Below are 7,612 nucleotides of genomic sequence, written 5' to 3'. Positions count from 1 at the left end.
CTGAAAAACAAGTTCAGATGAAACTTTACGTTCCACATAATTTTATGCTAAAACAAATCGGATATGAAGTAAAATTGTTCAAGGACAATACTTTTGAGATAAATGAATATTGGCATGGAGAAAGTAGACATTATTTTGGAAAATATTTATTAGAGCAAAACAAACTCTTGTTACTTGATGAGAAGATTGAAGAAAAAACAGATTATCAGATAACTAACCAATATCAATTTAACAGAAAGACGAAAAGATTTAAATCATTAGAAGTTGGATTTCAAGATTTAAGACAACGTTAATTAAAATCAAATTATATGTAACTATCAGAATCATCAAAATTTTCTATTTTCTAAAACCTATTCTTCTTACAATATTTCCCTAACTTGTCTCTTCAAAACAGTAGAACAACCTAATGACAAATAAAGATTTTAATTTTCATCAAGGCTTTACTTTCAGCAAACATATTCCCGAAGAAATTTCGCATTTTGACAGGGTTTTCGATGTTTTCAAAGATCTTTTAACACATACTTCAGGAGATATTGAGGAAGCTTTTGAATGGCTCGATATGCTCGATAAAGAATATGATATTTTCAGCGATGAATACACACTTGAGGATTTTGAAGAAGACTTAAGAAAGCGGGGATACATTAAGAAAGAAGAAGATTCCGAAGATGGAAATTCCGGAAACGGAAAAGGTAAAAACATCCTCACCGCTAAACTGGAAGCTGCTTTACGTGAATATGCCTTAGATCAAATTTTCGGGAAACTTAAGAAAAGCGGAATAGGAAATCACAGAACCACAAAAACAGGAATTGGTGACGAACGTGACGGTGAAAATCGAAATTTCCAATACGGCGACGATTTATCAACGGTAAATATGACCGAAAGCCTGAAAAACGCCCAAATCAACAACGGAATTTCAGATTTGCGAATGACCGAGGATGACCTCATCGTGGAAGAAACAAAACATAAAGCTCAAATGAGCACAGTTTTGATGATCGACATCAGTCACTCGATGATTCTGTATGGCGAAGACCGAATTACTCCTGCCAAAAAAGTAGCAATGGCTTTGGTGGAATTAATTAAAAGAAAATACCCAAAAGATTCTATCGACATCATTGTTTTCGGAAACGAAGCTTGGCCGATAAAAATTAAAGATTTGCCTTATCTTCAAGTCGGACCTTATCATACGAATACCGTTGCAGGGCTGGAATTAGCAATGGATATTCTCCGCAGAAAAAGAAATACCAACAAGCAGATTTTTATGATTACCGACGGAAAACCAAGTTGTCTGAAATTACCTAATGGAGAGTACTACATGAACAGTGTAGGTCTTGATCATAAAATTGTCACCGAATGCCTCAACAAAGCTGCACAGGCAAGAAAACTGAAAATCCCGATTACCACATTTATGATTGCGCAAGACCCATATTTGCGACAGTTTGTGAATGCATTTACCGCTCAGAATAAAGGAAAAGCTTTCTTAACCGGACTTTCAGGTTTAGGACAGATGATTTTTGAAGATTACGAAAAAAACAGGATAAAGAGAATATAAAGTTGGATGTGGGAAGCTGGATGTGGGGTGTTTGTGAAGTTTACAATTTAATGTTTGCAAAAACTTCATGTTAAGCCATCTTTTGATTTCTTAATTAATCTAACCTCCAGCTTCCATCATCCAACATCCAACCATAAAAAACAACATCATTACAAAAATGAAAAACGATACAACATTTAAAGAATTAAAAAATTCAGGATATACAGATAAAACCATCAGTCAGGAAATCCAGGCAAATTTAATAGCAAAAATAAAAGCAAAAGAAAATGTTTTTGAAGGACTTTGGGGTTACGAAGATTCTGTTGTTCCGCAATTGAAAAAAGCAATTTTGGCGGGCCATCATATTAATCTTTTAGGTTTGCGCGGACAGGCAAAAACCAGAATAGCAAGAAGCATGGTTAATCTTTTAGACGAATATATGCCGATTGTGAAAGGCTCTGAAATTAATGACAACCCGTTTCAGCCGATTTCAAAATATGCGAGAGATCTGATTGCAGAATTAGGAGATGAAACACCAATTTCATGGGTTCACCGCTCCGACAGATTCTTTGAAAAACTCGCAACTCCCGATGTAAACATTGCCGATTTGATCGGAGATATCGATCCTATCAAAGCAGCAACTTTAAAATTACCTTATTCCGACGAGCGTGTTTTGCATTACGGAATGATTCCGAGAGCCAACCGTTCGATTTTTGTTTTAAACGAATTACCCGATTTACAGGCAAGAATTCAGGTTTCTTTGTTTAATATTTTGCAGGAAGGCGATATTCAGATTCGTGGTTTCCAGTTGAGAATGCCTTTGGATATTCAGTTTGTGTTTACGGCAAATCCGGAAGATTACACCAACAGAGGAAGTATTGTTACACCATTAAAAGACAGAATCGGTTCACAGATTTTTACGCATTATCCAAAAACTATAGCTTTAGCAAAACAAGTTACCGAACAGGAAGCTCTGGTTTCTGTGGAAGATAAGGCAAAAATTCAGATTCCTGATCTGGCAAAAAATCTTTTGGAAGAAGTTGCATTTGCTGCTCGTGACAGCGAATATGTTGATGCAAAAAGTGGCGTAAGCGCTCGTTTAACAATCAGTGCAATGGAAAATCTGGTAGCTGCAGCAAAATTGCGTCTGATAGAAACCGGAGCCGAAAAAACTTCTGTTCGTTTATTAGATTTTATGTCGATTATTCCGTCGATAACCGGAAAAATTGAACTGGTCTATGAAGGAGAACAGGAAGGTGCAGATTATGTTGCAAAAATTTTAATTGATCAAGCTGTGATGATCCAGTTTGAAAGTATTTTCCCACGCATTTCTAAACTTGAAAAAGAAGGTATTAAAACTCCTTACACTGATTTGATTCATTGGTTTAATAAAAATCAACTGGAGCTAAATTACACAGACACCGACGAAGAATTTTATGCAAAGCTGAACAAGATTACTCCGTTAACAACCGTTGTAGAAGAAAATGCATCCGAATTTAGTAAAGAAGATAAAAACTTCTGCAAAGAACTGGTTCTTTGGGCTTTGACGATCAGTAAAAAATTAGATAAATCTGAAAACAGTGCAACTTACACTTTCGATTCTGCCGATGTAAGACAATTGTTCAGAAATTAATTGTTGGTTTGCTCCATCGAAGTAAAATCTGTGTAGAAAATGTAAAATAATTAAAAGATGGCGCTCCGTAAGAGCGCTATCTTTATTTTCAACGAAAAATATTTTCTAAGAATCATTCATTCTACATTGTATATTTGTCGGAAATTAAAGCACAATTTTGGAACTACAGGAACTCTTTGAACGTTTAGCGATACTTTGCCTATCGATTTATACACTTTATTATTTTTCAAACAGAAACCGGAATATCAGGTTGCATCCGCTTTTAGGATTGATCAGCGTTTGTACATTTTTTATGTGTTTGGTTTTTATCAAAGCAGAATACAGTCTCGGTGTGGGTTTCGGGCTTTTTGCCATCTTTTCGATTTTGCGTTTCAGAACAGAAACTTTTACAATTCAGACGATTGTTTTTCTTTTTGTTTCGATTACACTTTCTCTTTTAGACGGACTTTTACCCATTAAAAATCTCGAAATTCTTTTAGGAATTAACATTTCGATTGTTGTAATTTATTTAATATTAAATTATTTTGAAAAAAAATCGCCAATTGTTTCAGAAAAAAATTCAATCGAGGTCATTTCATCTTTAGACTTTCTCCAGCTTGAAGAATCAGAGCGCAGAAAAGTTTTAACCGAGAAAACCAAGCTTAAAAACTTCAGCTACAATATTAAAACCATTAACCTGAATGACAATATTGTGATTTTAAAGGTTTCGCATTAGAATTTTATTATTGAAAATTTAAAGTAGTAATAATCATAAAGTTTATTATCCGTAGGAATCTAATCTTGTGATTCCTACAGAATGACAAACACACTTTAATAAAAAAAAGTATCTCGCAAATTAGGAGATTACGCAGATTTTTTTAATAGAATTATCTGCAAAATCAGCTCAATCTGCGAGAGATATTAAACAAAAAAAATCAATCCATATAAGCTCTTGCCTGCTTTATGTACAATTGCTTTCCGTCTCCCAGATATTTGAATTCGATATCCAAAGGATAGCTTCTTTTTGCCATTTTCCGTTTTTGCCAAAGAAGATATAATTTTCTTTCTAACACCGGAGAAATATCAAACAGTTTTTTAATTTCAGCTTCTGTAAGAATCGGTTTTCCGTTGTTCAGGCTTGATGTGGAACGATAATCAACCACAAACGAACCAAATCCGTTGAAATTATGGCAGTAAAATTCATCACAGGTTACTCCGGGTTCTGGTTTTACGACAGATTCTTCGCCCAACTGAACATTTACGTTAATCCCATAATATTGTTTACGGTATAAATTTCTTGTTACCAAAACTCCGTTAGCTTTTTCATCGGGAAAAGAACGATGCACCAAAACGCCCATCGCACRGCTTTCATGATTGATTCCGAAAAGATCTCTTTCCTGAAAAGCACGGAAGTTCCAGAAGCTCGACCACACATCCAGGATCGCTTTTTCTATGGTTTTATCGGCATCTCCGATGATGGCAGTTTTAGAATCGTATAATCCGGCTCCGTTGAATCCTTCCATATCTTCGGCATTAGTTGAAGAACGGAATCTGAAATTCTTAAAATCAGTTTGAGCATTGAGTTTTTCTTCTATTTTCTTCAAAAGTTCGGGATTCACTTTTGAGCTTTTCACCACTTTCCTGAATGCTTTCAGTTCTTTTTCCAAAAGTTTTACAGAATCTTTCGGAATCGCATACAATGCATTGATTTTATCCTGAAAATGATTTTCCTTAATATGCTGGTCAAAAAAATAAAACGGAATGGCAAAAGCATATTCCGGAGTTTTATATGATTTCAATTCTTTTTGAATCTGCTTCAAAAGCCCGAGATTTGTAGCTTTTGAACCAATAGAATTTACAATATTTAAAGGGGTCGTTTTTTCCAGATCAACAAGATGGGTAACTGAAAGGTCTTTTTTCAGAACAATTTCTTTCACTGCTTTTTTAGCAGGAATTGGTTTTTGTGAAGCTTTTAATGAATATGAATTTTCTTTAGTAATCAGCTCTACTTTCTTACCTAAAAGATTATTGACAGACTGTTTATCCCAAACTTTTGTATCCACATAAACCGGAATATTTCTGTTTTTCGCCAGCAAAACCAAATGACTTAAAGGAGTCTGAAGTTCGGTAATAATAATTCCGCGAACGGTAGGAATAAACTCGGGCGTAGTATTGATGATGATAATCTCATCAGATTTAGGATTAAAATCTTCTTTTTTCAACAGGTCATATTTCTTTAAAACTCCAACATTAGAAGCGTTCTCAATCGACTGCTCGGTAATTCTTTTAAAAATAAAATCTGAGAAAACCGTTGGAATTTTAAGCTGGTTTTTAGAATTTAAAGTGATTACATGCGGAGAATTCAGATAAAACCTGAGCTTATCTTTAAAGAATACGTTTTTATTGACTTCCTTAAAAAAGAAATTGATAAGGCCTGCATTCATCTCATCAGAAGCAGCGAGCTCCATTACCCAATCATCAGAATCTTCCAGATAATTGATATTGGCAAGAAGATATGTTCTTTTATTGGTCGGGTTGTAAGATTCTTTATTAAATTCTCCGATATCATGACCGTAACCCAAAACCTGAGTACAAAAATCATAATGATAAGTGTATCTTGTACTGTTGAAAAAATACATTTTTCTGGCATCGTAGTCGTAAACCACTTTTACCGATTTCATGTTGGTAAACTTATCGGTAAGCGGTTTTCCGGCAAGATTAATAAACTGCTGCTTTTTGGTAACAGAATGTACGTAATTATCCTGCGAATATGATAAAAACGGGAAAGCCAGAAATAGGAACAATAAAATATTTTTCATTTTTTTGTGAAGATTACCTCACAAATGTAGAAAATATCCTGAATGTGGCAAATAGTAATTAGCCCCGATAGGAACGGCATCCTTTTGTGAAGCAAAGCGGAACAAAAGATATAGTGGATAGCGGGATTAAGCTTCTAAAATAAACTCTTATTTTAAAAAAAATTTAATCTTCCAAAGCGTAGACTGCAAAACTTGCCAACCAGTGATCTCCTCCATAATTCCCTTGAAACAGCAATGGAAGCCCGTTATTTAAAAAGATATTGGCTGTTTTCTGAAATTTCTTTTTCAGCGGATGATTTTCGGGAAGAGATTTTGCAATACCTTTCATACACCATGCTTTTGTGAAAGAAAGCCCCACCAAATGCACGGTTTGATAATCGCTGAGATCACTTACTACTGGTATTTTCTCAATATTTTCGATGCTTCTTTTTTCGTAAAAATTATCGAGCCATTTTACAAATTCCTTTTGAGGAAGAATTCTTCTCATTAAATCTGCAATTTCTAAACTTGGCGAGAAAAAATCTGAACCATCCGGTTCGAGATATGCCGGAGTTTTGGTATTATTTAAATAGAAATATTTTGCCTTTTCGATCAGTTCGTTTTCAAAAGTTTTATCACCTGTTGCTCTTGCCCAATCTAAGGCAAAAACCATTGCAAAAGCTGTGTTTGGATGCACCCCGGTTCTGTTGGGATAAGTTTGTTTCGGAAGATAGGTTTTCCAGGAACTCAGAATTTTATCCGTTAAAGGTTTTAGGTTCTGATGCCAGATTTTAGCTTTCGGATGATTCCAGGTCACCAATTCTTCGTCTAGTTTTAATAACCAAGCCCAACCGTACGTTCTTTCGAAAGTTGTTGTTAACTGATATTTTGAAAAATAATCAGCTTCAGTTTGTAGATTTTCTTTTGTAAATGAATTATCAAGTATTTTCTCAATGTCTTTAGCAACCGATAAGTTCGGTTTTGTTTTTAGCAATCGAACTAACATCCAATGACCATGAACTGAGCTGTGCCAATCGAAACAGCCATAAAAACTCGGATGCAGATCTTTCGGGCTTAAAGGAACTTCATTGGCATTATTAATAATATGCGCTGTTTTGTTCGGATATTCCTGATTGATGCAGTGAAGCGGTTTTTCTGATAATTTCACTGCCATTTCATCCGTCAGTTTCGGGTTTTCCTGGGCAAAAACTAAAAACGGAGAAAATGCAAATGCTAAAAGACTTTTTTTTCATCCAATAAAAATATAAAAGTAATTTAGATTTCGAACATTGTTTGAAGAAATTCACAGAATTGATTGAGGAAAATCTGAGAATTTATTTTAACAATTAAAATTATAAACTAATTTTTTTTTACCATAAAAGAGGCAAAAGAAATATTCGAAGCTCTCAAAAGAATAAAAATCAAAGATTTTTGAAAACTTATGTGTTCTTTTATAGTTTATTGAAAAATATCTAAATCTTTTGTGTCTTTTGTGGTTAAACAAATAAGTTTAAGATTGATTCGTCACTTCGTTCCTCACAATGACTTTACTTACCTAAAACAAATACAGCAGGAATTTTATGCAGTTCCGGCTTTTGGTTTTGCCAGTCTTTTATTGTTTTTGTTTTGATAAACTCATGTTCCGGATCATTGATATTCGCAGCGATACAAAGC

6 protein-coding genes and 1 pseudogene are annotated in these 7,612 nt (G+C 34.4%); 4 read left to right on the top strand and 3 right to left on the bottom strand.

All coding sequences use genetic code 11. The features are described from left to right. The 4 genes from AB4Y90_RS12890 to AB4Y90_RS12875 all read left to right on the top strand — a co-directional run. The coding region (locus AB4Y90_RS12890) for a hypothetical protein (protein WP_441557974.1) at positions 1 to 293 on the top strand (293 nt) is incomplete at its 5' end. 113 nt (positions 294 to 406) lie between these two features. Next, positions 407 to 1,549, top strand: a complete 1,143-nt coding sequence (locus tag AB4Y90_RS12885) for a vWA domain-containing protein (RefSeq protein ID WP_441557973.1) — start codon at positions 407 to 409, stop codon at positions 1,547 to 1,549. A gap of 157 nt (positions 1,550 to 1,706) precedes the next feature. After that, positions 1,707 to 3,161 carry a sigma 54-interacting transcriptional regulator gene (locus AB4Y90_RS12880; protein ID WP_441557972.1) on the top strand — a complete coding sequence of 485 codons (1,455 nt, stop codon included), beginning with the start codon at positions 1,707 to 1,709 and terminating at the stop codon, positions 3,159 to 3,161. 157 nt (positions 3,162 to 3,318) lie between these two features. Further along, positions 3,319 to 3,876 carry a DUF4956 domain-containing protein gene (locus AB4Y90_RS12875; protein WP_441557971.1) on the top strand — a complete coding sequence of 186 codons (558 nt, stop codon included), beginning with the start codon at positions 3,319 to 3,321 and terminating at the stop codon, positions 3,874 to 3,876. Positions 3,877 to 4,075: 199 nt separating this feature from the next. Here AB4Y90_RS12875 and AB4Y90_RS12870 read toward each other — a convergent pair whose 3' ends face one another. The 3 genes and pseudogenes from AB4Y90_RS12870 to AB4Y90_RS12860 form a co-directional block, all read right to left on the bottom strand. After that, positions 4,076 to 5,959 carry a PEP/pyruvate-binding domain-containing protein gene (locus tag AB4Y90_RS12870; protein WP_441557970.1) on the bottom strand — a complete coding sequence of 628 codons (1,884 nt, stop codon included), beginning with the start codon at positions 5,957 to 5,959 and terminating at the stop codon, positions 4,076 to 4,078. Between the two features lie 163 nt (positions 5,960 to 6,122). After that, the gene (locus AB4Y90_RS12865; RefSeq protein WP_441557969.1) at positions 6,123 to 7,112 is read right to left on the bottom strand and encodes a DUF2891 domain-containing protein; all 990 of its coding nucleotides are present in this window, start codon (positions 7,110 to 7,112) and stop codon (positions 6,123 to 6,125) included. 373 nt (positions 7,113 to 7,485) lie between these two features. Beyond that, positions 7,486 to 7,612 (bottom strand): annotated as a pseudogene (locus tag AB4Y90_RS12860) (SAM-dependent methyltransferase); the annotation flags it as partial.

Origin of the sequence: Chryseobacterium sp. 2TAF14 (assembly GCF_052115105.1) — a bacterium.
GTDB lineage: Bacteria > Bacteroidota > Bacteroidia > Flavobacteriales > Weeksellaceae > Chryseobacterium.
Note: the sequence above shows the minus strand (reverse complement) of the source record. Positions and strands in the feature narration are given on the sequence as shown.